General features: G+C 63.7%; 10 protein-coding genes. 3 read left to right on the forward strand and 7 right to left on the reverse strand.

Annotated features, from left to right (window positions below):
• Window positions 1-50: 50 nt before the first annotated feature.
• The 4 genes from Q5H89_RS14535 to Q5H89_RS14550 all read right to left on the reverse strand — a co-directional run bounded on the left by Q5H89_RS14535 (window position 51) and on the right by Q5H89_RS14550 (window position 4,720).
• Entirely contained in the window at window positions 51-524 is a 474-nt protein-coding gene (locus Q5H89_RS14535) for an META domain-containing protein (RefSeq protein WP_305020063.1), read from the reverse strand.
• An 86-nt stretch (window positions 525-610) separates the two neighbouring features.
• Window positions 611-1,468: a transporter gene (locus Q5H89_RS14540; protein WP_305020064.1), complete on the reverse strand. Its 858-nt coding sequence runs from the start codon at window positions 1,466-1,468 to the stop codon at window positions 611-613.
• Window positions 1,469-1,625: 157 nt separating this feature from the next.
• Entirely contained in the window at window positions 1,626-4,118 is a 2,493-nt protein-coding gene (locus Q5H89_RS14545; RefSeq protein ID WP_305020065.1) for a M1 family aminopeptidase, read from the reverse strand.
• Window positions 4,119-4,273: 155 nt separating this feature from the next.
• Window positions 4,274-4,720: a CHRD domain-containing protein gene (locus tag Q5H89_RS14550; RefSeq protein WP_305020066.1), complete on the reverse strand. Its 447-nt coding sequence runs from the start codon at window positions 4,718-4,720 to the stop codon at window positions 4,274-4,276.
• A gap of 367 nt (window positions 4,721-5,087) precedes the next feature.
• On the opposite strand from Q5H89_RS14550, the gene dnaK reads away from it, so the two are divergent.
• A complete protein-coding gene (dnaK, locus tag Q5H89_RS14555) occupies window positions 5,088-7,025 on the forward strand; it encodes a molecular chaperone DnaK (RefSeq protein WP_305020067.1) in 1,938 nt (645 codons plus the stop codon).
• Window positions 7,026-8,061: 1,036 nt separating this feature from the next.
• Window positions 8,062-8,754 carry an LEA type 2 family protein gene (locus Q5H89_RS14560; protein WP_305020068.1) on the forward strand — a complete coding sequence of 231 codons (693 nt, stop codon included), beginning with the start codon at window positions 8,062-8,064 and terminating at the stop codon, window positions 8,752-8,754.
• 139 nt (window positions 8,755-8,893) lie between these two features.
• Here Q5H89_RS14560 and Q5H89_RS14565 read toward each other — a convergent pair whose 3' ends face one another.
• Window positions 8,894-9,997 (reverse strand): endonuclease/exonuclease/phosphatase family protein, encoded by a 1,104-nt coding sequence (locus Q5H89_RS14565; RefSeq protein ID WP_305020069.1) that lies wholly within the window; start codon window positions 9,995-9,997, stop codon window positions 8,894-8,896.
• A 111-nt stretch (window positions 9,998-10,108) separates the two neighbouring features.
• Here Q5H89_RS14565 and Q5H89_RS14570 point away from each other — a divergent pair, with 111 nt between their 5' ends.
• Complete coding sequence (locus Q5H89_RS14570; RefSeq protein WP_305020070.1) at window positions 10,109-10,723, forward strand: MarC family protein; 615 nt, start codon at window positions 10,109-10,111, stop codon at window positions 10,721-10,723.
• Between the two features lie 125 nt (window positions 10,724-10,848).
• Here Q5H89_RS14570 and Q5H89_RS14575 read toward each other — a convergent pair whose 3' ends face one another.
• Both Q5H89_RS14575 and Q5H89_RS14580 read right to left on the reverse strand, forming a co-directional pair.
• On the reverse strand, window positions 10,849-16,926 hold the full coding sequence (locus Q5H89_RS14575) for a carboxypeptidase-like regulatory domain-containing protein (protein WP_305020071.1): 6,078 nt from the start codon (window positions 16,924-16,926) through the stop codon (window positions 10,849-10,851).
• Window positions 16,927-17,133: 207 nt separating this feature from the next.
• On the reverse strand, window positions 17,134-17,850 hold the full coding sequence (locus Q5H89_RS14580; protein WP_305020072.1) for a 3-ketoacyl-ACP reductase: 717 nt from the start codon (window positions 17,848-17,850) through the stop codon (window positions 17,134-17,136).
• Window positions 17,851-17,856 lie beyond the last annotated feature (6 nt).

Below are 17,856 nucleotides of genomic sequence, written 5' to 3' on the forward strand. Positions count from 1 at the left end.
GGCGTTGGTTGTTCGCGCTAAGCGAGTAACAATCGACGCCCACCAGTCAGCTAGGGCAGGGGCACGGCCTCTAGCTGGGCCAGCGGCGTGCCGGTGCGCTCGGCAGTGGCATACAGCAGCAGCAGCTTGCCCGTGATGCGGTAGGCGTGGGTGGTTTCGAGAGCCTGCGAAAAGGCCTGCTCGGTTACCAGCTCGGGGCACGCCATGCGCGTGCTCTGGAGCGGAGAAAATTGCAGCTCGCCGTCGTCGGTGGCGGGCTTGAGGGTGCCCCGAAAGCGGTTGCAGCCGCCCTGACCCTCGGCCGTGCCCGCCGCACTGATGAACAGATAGGGCTCCTGGTTGGGCTGGGCCGCCTCGGCTATGGGCTGGCCGCCCACCTGGCGCAGCACCCAGCGGGTTTCGCGCAGCGGGGCATCGGGCGTGATGGAAGTGGCCATGGGCGTGGTGTTGGCGCGCTCCGTAACGCGCTGGCAGGCCGAGCCCGCTACCAGCAAGCACAACAAAAGAGAGGCAGGATACTTCATAGCAAAAAGGCAAAAAAGAGCCGACCCGCCCCTATACGTGGCAGGCCGGCTAAGAGTAGCAAAAGTAGGCCGGAAATGGCTAGCGGCTAGTTGCCGCCCAGCCGCAGGGCCAGCCCGGCGCCCACCGTGGTAGCGCCCGCGTTCACGCCGCCCAAAATGCGGCCCACCGTGGCATCGAGGCGCAGGCCGGTCCAGGGGCGGTAGTAGAGGCCCGCCGTGGCCCCCGTGGTGAGGGCCGCCCGGCCCCGGCCATAGCCTTCCAGGAAGTAGCCGGCCTTATCGCCCAGTGGGGCGGTAAGCGCCAGCGAGCCAATGTATTGCCCGCTCAGCTCGCCGTTAAACACGTCGGCCAGGGTAAGGCCGCTCTGCACAAAACCAAAGTTGCCTTCCAGGGCGGCGCGGCGGCCTAGCTGCTGGCTTAGCAGCAGGCGGCCGGCGGGGGCCCAGCTGGTGCGGCGCAGGCCATTCTGGCCGGTGTTGGGCAGGGCGCTTTCCAGCAGCAGCGTGGCCTGGAAACGGCTGGCGCGGTCGGGCGTCAGCATCAGCTTGGCGCCCACCGTAAGCGGTGCCCAGCCCACCGAGTCGGCGCGCAACACCGGGCTTTCGCCGCCGGTGCTGGTGGCCAGGCCCGGCGTGCCAAACACGTAGGGCTGCGTAATGCGCAGTTCCATGCTGTTGAAAAAGCCGATGCGCAGCGTATTCACGTTGCTGCTCACGCCCACCCCGCCGCGGGGCGAGAAGCGCTGAATGCCGGTTTCGAGCTGAAACTGACCCGGGCGCAGCACGCCCGCCGTAATGGTCTGGCCGGGGCGGTCGGGCCGAATGTGCTGCACGAAGGGCGTGTCGCCGTTTTCGTTGTTTTCTTCCGGCGTGTTCTGGGCCAGGGCGGGGGTGAGGCGGCCTGCAAGCAGGGCGGCCAGCACCAGCGGAGTGGTCTTGCGCATGGCTATTCGACACGCAACCCGCCGCGATAGTTCAACGTAGCCACCCGCCGCTAGGCACTACGCACTAAAAATGAGGGGATAAAGACCGCCGATTGCTGCCTTTATCCTCTCATTTAGCCAGCCGTAAGGCGCAAGCGCTCTGCCGGTAACCCAAAATTTATTTGCTGGCCTGAATCGCCTGGATGGCGGCGGCCGCCGTGGCCTGGTTTTGGGCGGCGTTGGGCTTGCCGGCCTGGGCATCGGACGCTTTTTGCAGGGCTTCCACCATGCGCTTATCAAAGCCGTAGGCCTTGAGCTGGGGCACCAGCGCCAGCTCTTGCAGGCGCTTCACGTCTTCGGCAAAGGCCGTGGGGTCGGTGAGGCGGGGCAGCATCTGCACCAGCGGCTGAATGAAGCTGTAGCGGCCGCGGCCCTCGGCCTTGTCGTAGGCCGTGCGGATGTAGTTCCACTGCTCGGGGCCGCCCTGCTGCGCGTACACACTCAGCACGGCCGAACTCAGGTGCTCGTCCTTTTCAAACGTTTTGGCGCGGGCCAGCGCGGTGGGCGCGTCAATTTCGCCCAGCGTTTCCAAGCCGGCTCCCTGCACCTCATACGACTCGCTGGCCAGGGCCGAGGTGACGATTTTCTGGTCCTTCTTGTCCTTCAGCTGGGCCAGGGCGCCCACGGCGGCGGCGCGCACGTGGTTCTCGGTTTCGCTGCTGGCCAGCTGGCGCAGCGTGGGCGCGGCGGCCTTGGCCACGTCTTTGTTATCCAGCTTCAGGCCCCGAATAGCAGCAATACGCAGCCCGTAAAACTTGTCTTTGAGCGCGGCCAGCACCACGGCGCGGGCGGCGGGGCTAGTGGCCTGGGCTGCCACGGCAGCCGCCAGGGCCTCGCGGCGGTCTACGTACAGCGGGGCGTGGCTGTACTGGTAGAGGCTCTCGGTCAGGGGCTTATTATCGGTTTTCTGCCAGAGGGTAAATTTCTCGGCGTCCACGTTCACCAGCTGGGGCTGGGCGGCCAGCGGCATGGTAAACGTTTGGGTGGCCTGGGTCATCATTACGCGCTGGCGCTGCGCCTTGCCGTTCACGTAGTAGTCAATGGCCAGCGGCAGCTGAAATACTTGTCCGCTCTGGGTCTGCTTGATGGTGACGCGCTGCGTTTTGGTGCCCGCGTCCCAGCCGTAGTCGATGGTTACCACCGGGTGGCCGGCGCCGTAGTACCACTGGTTGTAAAACCAGTTCAGGTCCTGGCCCGACACCGCTTCCATAGCCAGCCGCATCTGGTGCGCCTCGCCGTTGCCAAACTTGTTGTCGGTGAGGTATTTCTGCAAGCCGGCAAAAAACACGTCGTCGCCCAGGTAGGTGCGCAGCATCTGCACAATGGCCCCGCCCTTCTGGTAGCTCACGAGGTCAAAAACGTCCTCCTTGTTATTGTAGTGAAAGCGCACGAGGTTCTTGGCCGCGTCGCGCGGGCTGCGCAGGTAGGCCTGCACGTAGCGGTAGTTGTGGTCGTCGGCGGCATCCTGGCCGTACTTGTGCTGGGCATAAAGGGCCTCCGAAAAGTCGGCCATCGACTCGTTCACCGTGATGTTCGACCACGATTCGGCCGTCACGTAGTCGCCAAACCACTGGTGAAACAGCTCGTGCGCAATCACCGACTCACTGTCGTACTCGCGGTCGAGCAGCTCGCGGCCGTCCATCTGCACCTGCTCGCCGTGCAGCGTGGCGGTGGTGTTTTCCATGGCGCCGCTCACGTAGTCGCGGGCCACAATCTGGGCGTACTTGTTCCACGGAAACTCAACCCCTAGCCGCTGGCTGAAAAACTCCAGCATATCGGGCGTGTTGCCAAAAATCTGCTTCGCAAACGGCGCATACTTGGGCTCCAGGTAATAGGTAACGTCTTTGCCGCGCCAGGTATCCTTGTAGACTTTGAAGTCGCCCACGGCCATCATAAACAGGTAGGGCGAGTGGGGCAGGTCCATTTTCCAGGTGTCGGTGCGCAGGCCGGGGCCGGCGGGCACCTGGCTCACGAGCTGGCCGTTGCTGAGCGTGGTGTACTTGGCCGGCACGGTCATGGCAATTTCCTCGGTCGTTTTCTGGTTGGGCCGGTCGATGGTCGGAAACCAGGCCGACGAGCTTTGCGTCTCGCCCTGGGTCCAGATTTGCACCGGCTTGCCCTTCACCGCACTGTCGGGGTTGATGAAATACAGGCCCTTGGCATCGGTAATGGCCGCCGAGCCCTGCACTTTCAGCTCGTCGGGCTTGGCCGTGTACTCGATGTACACCACGTACTGCTCGCCCGGCTTGAAGGTGCGGCCCAGGCTGATGCGCAGGTTATTCTTATCCGAGTAGTCGTACTTGAGCGGCTGCTGGCTAGCTCCGCTCATCAGGGCCACGGTCTTAATGTCCATGCCCTGCGCATCCAGCCGCAGCGTATCGGTGGCGTAGGCGTGGGGCTTGAGCGTCACCCATTCCTGGCCGTAGAGGTAGCGCTTGGCGTAGTCGAAGCGCACGGCCAGCTTGGTGTGCACCAGGTCGTTGGTTTTGGTGGCCGAAGGCCGGTAGGGTGCGTTGGCAGCCGCCGCGGGCGTGGAGGGTGCCTGGGCCCGGGCAGTGCCGGCGAGTAGCAGGCAGCCGGGCAGCAGCGCGGCAAAGAGCGTGGGTTTCATGAAGCGAAACAAGGGGAGAGGTAGCAGAATGAGGCCAAAGATGCGGGCCGCCCCGCAAAGTTGCGCCGCCTGGCCCGGCCCCACTGGCCCCAAACGCAACGAGCCGGCCGCTAGGGTAGCGGCCGGCCCGAACTAGAAGCGGAAAGACAGCGCAGTTATTTCAGCGTGACGTTGGCGCGCACCTCGCCGCCCGCGTTGCTGGCCGTGTGAATGTTGCTGTACACGTGGCCTAGCTTAAACGAGTCGGCCTGCATAGCAGTAAGAGTAGCCGTGCCCGATACCGTGCCGCTGGTGGCGGCGGGCAGGGTCGGAAACGAAATAAATACGTTGCCCGAGTGCTTGGCATCGCCAAAGTGGAAGTGCCCGGCCGAAGGGTTGCCCGTGAGGCCCGAATAGGTAACGGTGTAGGTGAGCACCATGCTGCTAGGGTCGTAGGTGCCGGTTACGGCGCCCGTACCCGAGGAAGCCACCTTCACGGCCGGCACTTCGGCCGAGGCCGCCATAGTGCCCGCCAGCTGCATGGTGGCCGGCGTGGTGTCATCCTTTTTGCAGGCAGTAGTGAGTGCCAGGCCAGCGAGCACAAGGAGGAGAGATTTTTTCATGTAGGCTTAAAAAAGGTGGGAGGTTGGATAAGGAGGAAATTAAAAAAGCGATGCCATAAACGGTATTGCAAAGGTGAGTGGATTGCCGGCCGGAAAATAAATTTTTGGCCCAACGGCAGTTGGCGGCCGATGAACGCCCCCGCCGGGCTAGCGGGCGGCACCCGGCAACTTCGGCAGGCCCGCCCGGCGGGCTGCCAGCCGCCGGCCGCCGCCCTGGCAGCTTGCGAGCCAAACAGCCACCCTGGCCCGCCAAAGTGGCAGAAAAAAGCGCTTGGTACGCGGCTTGTAACTAGCCTCGCAGCGGCTTCGTAGCTGCTACTTCCAACCCAGACACCACTTCACTTTAAATCTCAGCACCCACCTTATCATGGGCAAAATCATCGGTATTGACTTGGGCACCACCAACTCGTGCGTCGCCGTAATGGAAGGCAACGAGCCGGTTGTAATTCCTAACTCCGAAGGCCGCCGCACCACGCCGTCGATTGTCGCGTTTCTCGACAATGGCAAGGGCGAGCGCAAGGTAGGCGACCCGGCTAAGCGCCAGGCCGTTACCAACCCCAAAAACACCATCGCCAGCATCAAGCGTTTCATGGGCCGCAACTTCTCGGAGGTTTCCTCGGAGAGCAAGTACGTGGCCTACGACCTCGTGCCCGGCGCCAACAACACGGTGGCCGTTAAAATCGGCGACCGCAACTACACGCCCCAGGAAATTTCGGCCATGATTCTGCAAAAGATGAAGCAGACGGCCGAAGACTACCTGGGCCAGCCCGTAACCGAAGCCGTTATCACGGTGCCGGCTTACTTCAACGACGCTCAGCGCCAGGCTACCAAGGAAGCCGGGGCCATCGCGGGCCTCGACGTGAAGCGCATCATCAACGAGCCCACGGCGGCCGCGCTAGCCTACGGCCTGGACAAAAAGCACAAAGACCAGAAAATCGCCGTGTACGACCTCGGCGGCGGCACGTTTGACATCTCGATTCTGGAGCTGGGCGATGGCGTGTTTGAGGTGCTGAGCACCAACGGCGACACCCACCTCGGCGGCGACGACTTCGACCAGGTTATCATCAACTTCCTGGCCGACCAGTTTAAGAGCGAAAACGACGGCCTCGACCTGCGCAACGACCCCATGGCCCTGCAGCGCCTCAAGGAAGCTGCCGAGAAGGCCAAGATTGAGCTGTCGAGTTCGAACGAGACGGAAATCAACCTGCCCTACATCACGGCCACGGCCAGCGGCCCCAAGCACCTGGTAGTAAAGCTGAGCCGCGCCAAGTTTGAGCAGCTGAGCGATGACCTCGTGCGCCGCTCGATGGAGCCCTGCAAAAAGGCCCTGCAAGACGCCGGCCTGTCGGCTTCGCAAATCGACGAGGTTATCCTCGTGGGTGGTTCGACGCGCATTCCGCGCATCCAGGAAGAGGTAGAGAAGTTCTTCGGCAAGAAGCCCAGCAAAGGCGTGAACCCCGACGAGGTAGTGGCCATCGGCGCGGCCATCCAGGGCGGCGTGCTCACCGGCGAGGTGAAAGACGTGCTGCTGCTCGACGTGACCCCGCTCTCGCTGGGCATCGAAACGATGGGCGGCGTGATGACCAAGCTCATTGAGAGCAACACCACTATTCCGACCAAGAAATCGGAAACCTTCTCCACGGCTTCGGACTCGCAGCCTTCGGTAGAAATCCACGTGCTGCAAGGCGAGCGCCCGCTAGCCTCGCAAAACCGCACCATCGGCAAGTTTCACCTCGACAGCATTCCGCCCGCACCCCGCGGCGTGCCGCAGATTGAGGTTACGTTCGACATCGACGCCAACGGCATCCTGAACGTGACGGCCAAGGACAAAGGCACCGGCAAGGAGCAGAAAATCCGCATCGAGGCTAGCAGCGGCCTGACCGACGCCGACATCGAGCGGATGCGCACCGAAGCCGCCGCCAACGCCGACGCCGACAAAGCCGAAGCCGAGCGCATCAAGAAGGTGAACGACGCCGACTCGCTCATCTTCCAGACCGAAAAGCAGCTCAAGGAGTTTGGCGACAAGCTCAGCGGCGGCAACAAAACTGCCGTCGAAGGTGCCCTCGCCGACCTCAAGAAAGCCCACGAAAGCAAGGACCTCGCGGGCATCGACGCCGGCGTGGCCGCACTTAACAAAGCCTGGGAAGCTGCTTCGCAGGAGATGTACGCTGCGGCCGGCGCCCAGGGTGGCCAGCCCGACGGGCAGGGCTTCCCCGGCGCCGATGGCCAGGGCGGCAATGGCCAGCAGGGCCAGCCCGCCGACCACGTAACCGACGTAGACTACGAGGAAGTAGACGGCAAATAGCCCGCAGACTTAACGGACTGCGCCCCTGACTGGTAGGCTAGCCGTTATTTCCGGAGGACAAAAGTGAAAGGCCGGGGGCGAGAGCTTCCGGCCTTTTGGCGTTTGTGCGCGACGCATTTTTGATTGCCGGAATACCTGTGGAGTATGATGTGCATATCACGCGCAAAGCCGAAAGCTGAGCCGATGAGAAGGACTAGGCCACTACTGCACTGGCGAAATAGAAAGAATATGTAGCTGGCGACCCCGAAATGCGCCTCGATAACTGCGCCATTGCGCCGGTCTGTGGCGCTGGCCGGGCAGCTGCTGCGCCAGCACCGATTGGCCGGGTTGGCTCAACTCGACAACTGCCACGACCACAAAGCCTGAATAATGCGCGGCTAGCTCCTGGCCCTGTTAGGCAGGTTCTCTGGTATGCTCATTGGCTATCAGCTCTATACTCACTGCAAGCAGCTGCCCGATGGCCGCTGGGTGCTCGCCTGCAGCGCCCCGTCTGCACACACGGCCACGCAGCATGGTGCTGGGTGCCTTCATTTTCGTACTCATGCCAAAGCCCCGGGCGATTTAGCTCCTGCATGAAAATTAATTTAGCAACAAAGGAAGATTTTTGTCTGGATAATAGGCAAGAATAAGTATGATTTTAAAAAGACAAAGGACATTTAATTTTGAATTAAAAACCTGGTTTAAAGTTAATTGAGTAAATAATGTTCATAGAAATGCTTTGCATAATTTGAGGTAACGAGTTTGCGGGAAGCATGGGCGTTATATAACTTGCACAGTAATCACTGGAGGACAATCATTTGGTTTAACGTTTACTTTATCTAACTCTTCGGCCTGGTGGCACTAGGGCTGCGCTTTTCGCGTTGAGAGCCGTTGGCTACCCGAAGGGCAGTACCTGGTGCGCGGCGCGTTTCGTTTACGGGCCTAATGCAGGGGTGCAACCAGCTAAAGTGGGCGTTTGGCGAAAATCGGGTCCCGGCACGGTTTTTATTCTCTTGTTTTGCCAACCCGTTAGCCAAGTCACTTCGTAGGTCAGGCCATGAACACTGTTACTGCCATGTTATTCCTTCGTCGCTTTGCGCTGTTGCCGGTCCTCGGGTTGCTGTGCGCCACAAGCTGTACCCTGCGCGAAACGCGGCAGGAAGGCGCCCCCAACGTGGCGCCCGAAGTAAAGCTGCGCGCCGTGGAGCAGGCCAGCCTTGGCACCCTCAACGTGCTGCCGCTGCATACCCCCAGCGATGTGGACCTGCCCCGGCGCAATCAGCTCATCGAAGGCTACGTCAACAAAAACCTGCCGCTGAAAATGCGCGTGCGCCTCAACGCCTACAACCCTAACCTGGAGCCTACCGCCCTCACCGGCCTCGACTACACGGTGCTGGTTGATGGCAAGGTGCTGGGCTCGGCCCGGGTGCCGCTGGCTGTGGAGCTGCCCCCGCGCGACTCGGTGCGCGTGCCGCTCGAATTTGAGATGAACACCTACAAGCTGCTCGGCGATGATGCCCTGCCGGCCCTGCGCAATTTTGCCCTGGGTTTCGGCGACCTCAACCGCAAGCGCGTAACCCTGAACCTGCGCCCGGTGGTGCGCAACGGCCGCGGCCGCCTCAGCACCCTCATTCGCCGCTTGCCCGTACCGATGGCCAGCGTCAAAGCCAAGCCGGCTAGCCGGCCCCGTACCCTGCCCGCCACCGTTGAGGCCGATTCGCGCACCAAACCCGGCAAGCAGGCATTATAAATTGTGTGAGCTACCCCCGTTACGTATCATTAGTGGGTTATTAAGTGCTGATTAGTTGTGTGTTATGAGAGTGGCCCGCCGGCTTGTCCACTAAGGATAAACCGGCGGGCCACTCCGCCTTAGGGGCGTGCCGGTGGGGCTAGTCCTCCACTGTTTCGGTGGCAGCCTCGGCTATTTTTTCGCGGGCTTCGAGGCGGTCTTCGGCGTCGGGGGCTTCCAATTCGGCTTCCTGGGTTTGCCAGCCCTGGGGCTCGTAGCTGAGGCGGATGTAGATGGGAAAGTGGTCGGAGCCGATGTGGGGCAGGCGCTTAAGGTCTTGCAGCCGAAAGTGCGCCGAGTGAAACACGTGGTCGAGGGGCCAGCGCAGCAGCTTATAATCGGCATGAAAGGTGGGCAGCAGGCCCCGGCCCACGCGCGGGTCGAGCAAGCGGGCTAGCCGCCGAAACAGCTCGGAGGTGTGGCTCCAGGCCACATCATTGAGGTCGCCGGCCACGATGGTAGGCCCGTCGTGGGCCTGGATGGCACGGCCCACGAGCAGCAGCTCGGCATCGCGCCGGGTGCTGGTTTTCGATTCCTGGGGGGCGGGCGGCTTGGGGTGCACAAAATGCAGGTTGGCCTCGACGCCGCTGGGCAGCCGCACCCGCCCGTGAAACGACGGAATACCAGGGTCCAGAATAAACTGTATCTCCTTGGCCAGCAGGGGCAGGCGCGAAAACACCAGCATGCCGTAGGTATTGGGCAGCGGCGCGTGGCAGGTGTGCGGGTACTCCTGGGCCAGGTGTCCTAGCTGACTCAGCCACCACTCGTCGGTTTCGACGGCCAGCACGATATCGGGCCGCTGCTCGCGGATGACGCCCAGGCAGCGCGAGGCGTCGCGGTTGTACATCAGCACGTTAGTCACGAGCAGGCTGAGGTGGTTGGGGTCGGCGGCGGGGCGCTGGCTGTCCTGCACCTGCTTGCGGTGCCAGGGCGTGTAGGGCCAGATGCGGCTGGCCTGGTATACCACCGCCGCCAGCAGCCCCGTAAGCAGCGCCGGCCAGTAGGCCGCCGGCAGCGCGCTGCCGGGCACCGCTACCAGCAGCAACACGCTCAGCAGCAGGCCCGCTACTATTTGCAGGCGCGGAAAATCGCACACGCGCACCCACCAGGCAGTTTGGCGCAGCAAGGGCAGTAAGGTGGCCAGCAGGCCGGCGCCGCCCAGCAGCAGCCCCAGGCAATGAAGCAGAAAATAAAGAGTGGCCACGCGAAAAAAGGCAGGGTTGGGAAGAACGAGGCCGTAAAGATGGGCCGCCGGGGCAGAAGCTGAACCATCCGCCCGGCTAGCGGCCCGGTGGCTGGCCGATACCTTTGGGGCATGGAAGTACTGCTCGCCACCTTCACCACGCTTTTCTCGGTTGTCAATCCCTTCGGGGCCATGCCGATGTTCCTTACCCTCACCGACAGCGATACCAACGCCGAGCGCACAGCCACAGCCCTGCGCTCGTGCATTTACATGGTGGCGATTTTGTCGGTAGCCTTTTTTGGGGGGCAGTATATTCTTAATTTCTTCGGCATCAATATTCAGCACCTGCGCATTGCGGGCGGCATTCTGCTCATGCGCTCGGCCTTCGAACTGCTGACGCCCGGCGCCAACCGCGACCGTGTGGGCCACGAAGCCCTCGAAGAAAGCAAGCTTAAGGATGACATCAGCTTTACGCCCCTGGCCATGCCCATGCTCTCGGGCCCCGGCTCGATGGCGCTCTGCATCGGCCTCATCCGCCCCACCTACGCCGACAAGGCCATGACCGTGCTGGGCTTTGCGCTGGTGGCGGCGGCGGCGTTTATCATTCTTGTTTCTTCGCTGCGCCTCACCAAATTCATGGGCCGGCCGGGCATGGCCGCGCTGGCCCGCATCATGGGTTTTCTGACCCTAGCCATCGGCGTCAACTTCTTCGTCACGGCCGTAAAGGTGCTGTTTCATGTGGAATAGCTAGTAATGGGCGATAGTAAAACGTCCGTCATGCTGAGCTTGCCAAAGCAGCTCTACCGCTCCATTGGATAAAGCAATAGAGCTGCTTCGGCAAGCTCAGCATGACGGACGTTTCTTATTTGCTTTTAGTTGATTTCCACGCGCTTGCCAGCCGTGCGGCCGTATTTGGTCGGGAAATACACCATCTCCAGCTTGGCCGGGTTGAAGGTGTAGCTGCCCCGGTAGCGGGGCTGCAAGGCCACCCGGAAGGTGTGCCGGCCGGCTGGCAGGCGGTCAATAAAAATGCCCACCTGGTGCTTGAGGTACTCGCGGTGCACTTCGATATAATTAGTCGGGGCTGGTGGGCCGTAGGAGCAGCCGGCCGGAATGGGCACTTCGAGCAGCGCGTAGCGCACATCGGCTTTCACGTCTATGGTCACTTCCAGCTCGGCGGGCTGGCCGGCGGGCAGGCGCACGTGGCCGCTGGCCTGGCCCGCTAGGGTAGTGGTAACGGTGAAGGGCGCGGTGGCCGCCGTAGGCGTGGGGTTCCAGCGGGTCTGGTAGGCGGTGGCGTACACGGGCAGGCCGCCCTGCTTGCGCAGCGTGAGCGCGCCCGTGCCGGCCGGCAGCGTGAGGGCTAGCGGGAACGTGCTGACAACCCCCGCCGGCAGTGCCGGGCTGCCGCTGAGCTGCACCTGCGCCATTTTGCCGCCCGAGTTTGGTATCAGCAAATCGGGGCCGATGGTGAGCAGGATTTGGGCGGACTCGTAGGTACTGCGCCAGTAATCACCACCCCGCAGGCCCAGCAAATAGGTGCGGATGCGGGCCAGCTCGGCGGTGTGGCCGCCCTGGTGGCGCAAGAGCTTATACGCCAGCAGCGTAGTGCCCACACGCTGGTCGAGCAGGTAGCGGTAGTACGAGCTTTCGCGCAGCGTGTCGCCGTAGCTGGCGCCGCCCAGCTCGGTGCGCAGGCGGTAGCGCCGCAGTGTATCGAGCTGATACGAGAGGCCCAATTGCTGGCGCAGCTCGGTGAGGGCCAGGTAGCGGTCGAGCGGCGGGCGGCGCGGGGCGCTAGCCTCCACGCGCCGCAGGTAGGTGCCGTAGTCGGCCGAAGTGCCCAGGTCGTGCAGCAGCTTGAGCAGGCGAATCTGGTCGTCGTCCGAGGCAAAGTGCCCGCTGTAGGGGTGGGTGGACGTGGGCTGGCTCAGGCTTTCGTCGAGTTCGTGCAGCAGGTAGGCTTGCAGCGGCCCGCGGTCGAGGCCGCTGGCGTAGCCGAGCTTTTCGGCCTCCAGCAGCGCTTCTACTACGTGCACCGTGGCCCAGGGGCTCACCGCCGAATTTGGCCAGGTGCCCCAGATGCCCTCGGGCTGGTGGCGGCCATCCTGGAGCTTTTTAATCAGGAAGTTGACAATTTTCTGGCTCTTGAACGCGGTGCCCTGCGCCGCGCAAATGCGCTGCTCCAGCAGCAGTGCCAACAGGCGCGAGGCCGCCTGCTCGTTGCAGAGATAGGCGTATTCTTGCAGGTGGTGAATCTCGGCCAGCAGCGTGGGCAGCGCGTCGCTTTCCACGCGCAGCTGCACCTCGCCCAGGCTGGGGTTCAGGGGCAGGGCTAGGGTAGTATCGGCGGCCGTGAGCACGGCGTAGGTGCCCACGCGCTCGCGGGTGCCCACCGGCAGCACCGGCAGGCTGCGCTGCTCGCCATCGGCGTAGCCGCTGGCCTGCTCCAGGCCGAAGGTGACTTGCAGCGAGTCGCCAGCGGCCGGGGCGGTCACGGTCAGCGTATCAATCAGGGCCGTGCCTACGCGGCGGGCCTGGCGGCGCACTACCTGGCCGCCCACGCGAAACGTAGTAGTCAGCTGGGCGGTGTCGGGCTGGTAGTTGAGGGCTTTGCCGAGCAGCTGCACGCGGTCGCCGGCCAGCAAAAAGCGCGGACCATTGAGGCTGGCCAGCAGCGACTTGAAGGCGCGTACCCGGCCGGTGGCGGTGCCTAGCCGCGCGTGGCCGTCGGAGCCGATAACGAAGGTGTCCCAGCTCGTCACGTCGTCGGGCAGCACTACGTTGGTGTGGGCGCGGCCCTGGGCGTCGGTTACGAGGGTGGGCCGCCACCAGGCGTGGTCGCTGAAGTGGCGGCGCAGCATCAGGCGCTGGTCGGCGCCGGGGAGCAAGTCGGCGGCGCCCGCGGGCTGCCTGGCTAGGGTACCGCCGCGCTTCAGGGTGATGAGTACCACGCCGCCGCTAGCCCGCGCGCCGTAAAGGCCAGCGGCTTCGGGGCCTTTAAGCACTTTCATTTCCTGAATATCGGCCGGCGCAATATCGGCCAGCCGGCCAGTGAAGGGCAGCCCGTTCACGATGTAAAGCGGCTGCTCCGACGCCGCTACCGTTGAGGCGCCGCGAATAAGCACCTGGGCCGGCGCTCCGCTGATGCTCACGCCCGCCGCCCGCCCTTGCAGGCTGTAGCTGACCGAGGTTGCGCTGCCCGCGTAGTCGCGGCGCGTCTGGGTGCCGTAGCCCGTCACCACTACTTCCGATAGCTGTTGCATCGACATGCTCATCGCAACCAGAAGCTTGCTACTGTAATCGACGTTCTGCTCCTGCGTTTCGTAGCCCACGAAGGAAAAAATCAGCGTTTGGGTGGCAAAGGGCGCGTGCAGCTCAAAGCTGCCATCAGCGGCGGTGGAGGTGCCGAGGGTAGTACCTTTCACCAACACCGTCACGCCCGGCAGGCCTTCTTCGGTGGCGCGGTCTACCACGCGGCCGCGCAGCAAGCGCTGGTTCACGCCCGGCGTGCTCGGCTGCGTTACCTGGATGCGGCGCTGCTCGGGGGCCACTACCGGCTTGGGCACTACCGGCGTCAGGCGCCACAGCCACTGATTGAGGCGGTGGCTGAGTGCTTTGGCTAGCTGGCGCTCAGTTCGATGCAGGCGGTAGTACGTCTGGCCATCAGCCTGCACCAGCACTAGGTCTTTAGAAATCAGGCAGCTGCTATCGGCCAGCAGCACGGCCACGCGGTAGCGCCCGGGCGCCAGGCCCTGGGCCAGTTGCTGGGCAGGCTGCAAGCGCTGAAATTTGGGTCGGTCGGGCCGGGTGAGCAGCACGTACAGCGGCTGGGCCACGCTGTCGGGCAGCAGCAAATCGAGGCGGCCCTGGCCCGGCAGCGAGCGGCCGGGGTAGGTGAGCTTGGGCGCCGAGCGGTAGTACTCTGTATAAGAATTGGGCCGGCTAGTCCGCAATTTTTTCCGGCGCACCGGCGCCTGGGGCTTGGCGGCGGGCTCGTATTTCCAAGGCCGCAGCATGGCTTCGGTGTAGGCAAAGTCGCCGAGCGGCAGCGTGGCCGGCAAGCCCGCGCCATTGAGCAAGCCCAGCGCGCCAGGGTCAACACAAATCATTTTGACCACGCCGGGGCTGAACTGATAGCTATAAAGCGGCTCGAACAGAAACTTGCGACGCTGGTTGGTGGCTACCTCGTACTCATCATGCAGCGGCCGCAGCAAAATAGAGTCGGGCCGAAACGGGCCGGCCACGCGCAGGGTTGAGGCGTAGTAGCTGGCGGCCAGCGGGCGCAGCACCGGCCCCTGGCGCAGCGTGGCGGCCGGCTGGCCCTGCACGGCCAGCAGCGTGCGGCGCAGCGTCAGCAGCTCGGCGGGGGTGAGGGTAGTGGGGCGGGTTTCCACCTGCAGCTCGGCGCAGGGCTGGTTGGGGTCGAGGCCGAGCGTGAGCTTGTGCTGGGCTTTCAAATACACGTCGCGCAGCGTAATGAGCCGGCTAGGGGTGCGAATGCTGAGCGTGTGGTGCCCGCTGTCGGCCACGGCCACGTAGGGCTGCCCTTGGTTAATATCGTGAATATAAGCCGGCTGGCCATCCACGTAAATCGCAATCGGCGCCTGCACCCGGCCCGAATCCACCACAAAAACCGCCACCTGCGTGAGCCCGCCCGGCGCCGGCCGATACTCATAAAACGCCCCCCCCGCCGGATACAGAAAGTGGTAGAATTGTAGCGAATCGAGCCCTAGCTGGTGCTGCCACTGCCGCCAGGCCAGGCGCTGGCGCTCGGTGGCGTAGTGGCTGAAGCCCGGCGTGAGGGCAAAGCGCTGCCGGGCCAGCCGGCCCGGCACGGGCGGCGCGGTATCCGGTATTTCGGGCAGGGTGCTTTGGGCAAATTTGCTGCTATAAGCGTAGGCTGTGAGGTCGGCATCGGGCACGGGCCGGCCGTGCTCGTTGGTCACCACAAAGCCTAGCCGCAGGCGCTGGCCGGGGTAGGCGATGGCGGGCTCGTCGGTGGCGATGTGCAATTGGCGTTGCACCGGCCCTACCGAATACTCGGCCGAGCGCAGCTGCCCGCCCCAAACGTAGTGCAGCGATACGTGCCAGGGCGCCACGTTGCTTTCTTTGATAGCCAGTTGGTAATCACTAGTGTAGCCGCGGTAGCGCAGCTCATTGCCCCGGTACACGTAGTACCAGAAGGGCAGCCGATGCGGGTTGCTCACGGCCAGGCGCAGCGAGTCGGCGGTGCGGGCCGAGGCCAGGGTTAGCTCGGCGTTGCTGTCGCTTAGGTACACGTCGGCGGTGCGGCCGGCCGCGTCGTGCACCCAGTAGCGGGCGGCCTGCGGGTTCACGGGCAGGGCGAGCGGCAGCCGCACCACGCGGCTACTAAAGTGGGTGCTATCGCCGGGCGCCGTATTGGCGCGCAGGATTTCCAGCTTGGCGCGGTGCGGCTTGTCGAGGCCCAGCGAGTCGTAGCTCAGGCGCACCGAGTCGCCCGCCAGCGTGAGGTGCAGGCGGCCGGGGTCGAGCTGGTAGAGGAGGCTAGCGGTTTCGACGTGGCGCTCGTTGTCAGTAGTCAAAAACGTGGCCCGCACCTCGTAGCTAAACTCCATGTGGGGGAAAATACGGGCCGGCAAATTCACCCGGGTTTCGCCCACCGGGTCGAGAGCCTGCGTGTGGGTCCAGAGCGTATCGGGCACAAACAGGCGCCGGCCCAGCACCTCGCGCGGCCCGCTGGTGGGCACTACCGTCAGGCGCACCCGCGCATCGAGCAGGTTCAGCTCGCTGGCGTCGGTGCCGCGCAAAAAGACGGCTTGCGGCTGCCCGCGCCGGGGCGTTTTCTCCAGCATGCGCAGCGTGAAGGTATTGTTGTTCAGCTCATAATCTTCGAACCTGAATTCACCCTCGGCTATGGTTTGCTCCTGGGCGTCTTCCAGCGTGAGGCTGGCCGTGGTGCCCACCCGCAGGCCCAGCGTATCGGTGAGCGGCAGGCTGTACTCGTAAGTGCCCGGGCGCACCGGGCGCAGGCTAGCCAGGCGCTTGCGGCGCGCCAGCCCGCCGCCGCTCAGCCACAGCGTGAGGGGGCGGGTGCTGAGGTGGCCGCTGCCGCGCCGCAGCACGCGCGCTTTCAGGCGCAGGGTGTCGTGGGCGGGGCGGTAGCGCGGCTGGCTCACGATGAGGTAGCTCTGCCACTTTTGCTGCGCCCGCTCCTCGCGCTGGTCGTGGTGCTGCTCGCGGCGGTTTTGGCGCTCGTCGCGCACATCTTCGCTGAAGGGCGAGCGCAGCAAGCCTACCAGCCCGGTCGTGACTTGCGAAGGATGCTTGAGGTCGCGCACCGTGCGCCACACGGGCACCGTGAGGTAGCCCAGCGGCCGGCCGTACAGCACGCGGCGTCCGGCGGCTAGCCAGCCATTGGTGCGCCAATTGGTGCGGCCGGGCTGGCGGTAAGTTTGGGTGAGGGGGTGAAAGGAGGTGCGCCCGCCGGCCGTCACGGCCACGATGCCGTCGCGGCTGGGCTTGGCGCGGCGGTAGGTGCGGGTGGCGGGGTCGTAGGGGAGGGGTTGGCCGCTCACCGCCACCTGGGCATTGGGCAGCAGCTGGCCCAGCGAGTCGCGCACGGCCAGCGTCAGGTCGGTTTGGTTGTCAATGACTTGCAGCGTGCGCGAGGTTTCGGCGCGCAGCCAGTACACCAGCTCGGGGCCTTCGGTGTGGGCCACCAGGTAGTAGCCCAGCGGCAGCCGCGGCCAGGCCGGCTTATCGCTGGGGAAGGAATCGACGGCCAGGGTAAAAAAGTCGGGCCTAGCCGCCTTCAAACCGTGTTCGTAGAGGCGCTGGGCCTGGGCCGTGGTAAGCCGGAAGACCTTGGTGAGGTAGCTGCTTTGGCGGGCCTTAGCGAGCTGCTGCTGGGCCAGCACCGGCAGGGCTAGCCAGCATAAGAGCAGGGCAAGTACAAGTTGATACATAAGCGGCGGGGTAGAGATTGGCTACCTGATGCCGCCGCCGGTTTTTTTGCACAGCGCTTGCTTGCACAAGCTATTAAAAAACGCCCGTCATGCTGAGCTTGCCGAAGCATCTTGGCTGGTCACATAAGGAATAAAAACCTTACGCATTCTGGCAAGATGCTTCGGCAAGCTCAGCATGACGGGCGTGTTTAGAAGCTCTTACTTAGGCTACGGGTTAGTCGACCACAGCCCCGCTTCCTTGATAAAGATGCGGCGATTGAGCTTCAATTGCGAGATGATGAACTCGGCAATGTCCTCGGGCTGCATCACCTTGTCGGGGTTGCCGTCGGTAAGGTTATTGTTGATAGCCAGCTCGGTAGCCACCGTGCTGGGTGTAAGGGCGCTCACCCGGATATTGTGCTTGCGCACTTCCTGCATCAGGGCTTCGCTCAGGCCCATCACCGCAAATTTGGAGGCGCTATAGGCGCTGCTGCCCGCGGCGGCGCGCAGCCCCGAGGTCGAGGAAATGTTGATAATGTCGCCGCTCTGGCGCGCTATCATGGCCGGCAGGGCGGCGCGCGTCACATAGTACACCCCTAGCAGATTCACCCGGATAATGTGCTCCCAATCGGCCACGGGCATGTCCAGAAACTTAGCAAACGTGCCGATGCCCGCGTTGTTAATCAGGATATCAAGCGGCCCCAGCTCGCCGGTGATGTGGGCCACGGCGGCGTTCACGGCGGCTTCGTCGGCCACGTCGGCGGCGGCGAAACTGGTTTTTACGCCCAGCTTTTGCAGCTCAGCGGCTACTTCCTGAAGTTGGTTTTCGGAGCGGGCCAGCAGGCCTACGTGCACGCCTTCGTGGGCCAGCGCTACGGCCACGGCTTTGCCGATGCCTTTGCCGGCGCCCGTTACGAGGGCGACTTTTCCAGTTAGTTTTTCCATGATGAA

This window comes from Hymenobacter cheonanensis (genome assembly GCF_030581075.1).
Classification (GTDB): domain Bacteria; phylum Bacteroidota; class Bacteroidia; order Cytophagales; family Hymenobacteraceae; genus Hymenobacter.

Coding starts and splice junctions, on each gene's coding strand:
- Q5H89_RS14580 (WP_305020072.1), bottom strand. CDS start 17,850: ATGGAAAAACTAACTGGAAAAGTCGCCCTCGTAACGGGCGCCGGCAAA.
- Q5H89_RS14575 (WP_305020071.1), bottom strand. CDS start 16,926: ATGTATCAACTTGTACTTGCCCTGCTCTTATGCTGGCTAGCCCTGCCG.
- Q5H89_RS14545 (WP_305020065.1), bottom strand. CDS start 4,118: ATGAAACCCACGCTCTTTGCCGCGCTGCTGCCCGGCTGCCTGCTACTC.
- Q5H89_RS14540 (WP_305020064.1), bottom strand. CDS start 1,468: ATGCGCAAGACCACTCCGCTGGTGCTGGCCGCCCTGCTTGCAGGCCGC.
- Q5H89_RS14550 (WP_305020066.1), bottom strand. CDS start 4,720: ATGAAAAAATCTCTCCTCCTTGTGCTCGCTGGCCTGGCACTCACTACT.
- Q5H89_RS14560 (WP_305020068.1), top strand. CDS start 8,062: ATGAACACTGTTACTGCCATGTTATTCCTTCGTCGCTTTGCGCTGTTG.
- Q5H89_RS14570 (WP_305020070.1), top strand. CDS start 10,109: ATGGAAGTACTGCTCGCCACCTTCACCACGCTTTTCTCGGTTGTCAAT.
- dnaK (WP_305020067.1), top strand. CDS start 5,088: ATGGGCAAAATCATCGGTATTGACTTGGGCACCACCAACTCGTGCGTC.
- Q5H89_RS14535 (WP_305020063.1), bottom strand. CDS start 524: ATGAAGTATCCTGCCTCTCTTTTGTTGTGCTTGCTGGTAGCGGGCTCG.